The 822-nt window shown below is 34.1% G+C and carries 2 protein-coding genes; both read left to right on the top strand.

Going from position 1 to position 822, the window contains the following annotated elements; all coding sequences use genetic code 11:
- The coding region (locus DXB58_RS27830; protein WP_158571595.1) for a hypothetical protein at positions 1-288 on the top strand (288 nt) is incomplete at its 5' end.
- Between the two features lie 26 nt (positions 289-314).
- Entirely contained in the window at positions 315-719 is a 405-nt protein-coding gene (locus tag DXB58_RS28040) for a hypothetical protein (protein ID WP_199488025.1), read from the top strand.
- Positions 720-822: the final 103 nt, after the last annotated feature.

The following is an 822-nucleotide window of genomic DNA, read 5'->3' as shown; positions in this document are numbered from 1 at the left end:
CAAAATGGATATTATAAGCTACCGGATGGGCTAATGATTCAATGGGGAAAAAAAGCTGGCGGTAGTTCATATCAGGGAACTATTACGTTGCCACTTTCTTTCTATGATGATTATTATTCATTGGCGTGTAGTGCTATCAAAGGTAATACGATTGATCTATCAAGTTGGGTTGTTAATTATTTAAAGAAAACTAAGTCTAGTTTCAACTATATATGTACTTATGCAGCAGAAGGAAACGGACAATCTAGCTCGGAATTTCATTGGATTGCAATAGGACGTTGGAAGTAGTATAAATTTGTAACATAAAGATAACAATGAACGATTTTAGTAGAAAAATAGTAGTAGCTTTAATAGTCATTTTCTTGCAAAGTTCTCTTAGGACGAACGCTGCATTAAAAGATTTTTCCAATGTATCAACAAAAAACCTTTCTCAAAACGGATATTATAAGCTACCGGATGGGCTAATTATACAATGGGGCTATTCATCTACATCCGGCAGAAATAAAACGGTTTATTTACCAGTATCTTTTTATGATACTTATTACACAGTAGTGATTTCAATGAAGCGAAAAGAGGATAGCACAACTAATCTCACGTCAGACGTTTGGAATCAAAGTAAATCATCATTTATAATGTATGGGCTATTCCATGCGACAGATATTAATAACGGAGCTTATACGGGTGGGTTCAACTGGCTTGCTATTGGTCGTTGGAAGTAGAAAATATTATAACATCAATTTGAATATGAAGGATTTTAGTAGAAAAGTAGTAATGTTTTTAATAGTCGTTTTTGCACAAAGTTCTCTTAGGACGAACGCTGCA

This window comes from Bacteroides sp. OM05-10AA, from assembly GCF_003439055.1.
Taxonomy (GTDB): Bacteria; Bacteroidota; Bacteroidia; order Bacteroidales; family Bacteroidaceae; genus Bacteroides; species Bacteroides intestinigallinarum.
The sequence above is the reverse complement of the archived record's forward strand: the minus strand, read 5'-3'. Positions and strand labels throughout refer to the sequence as shown.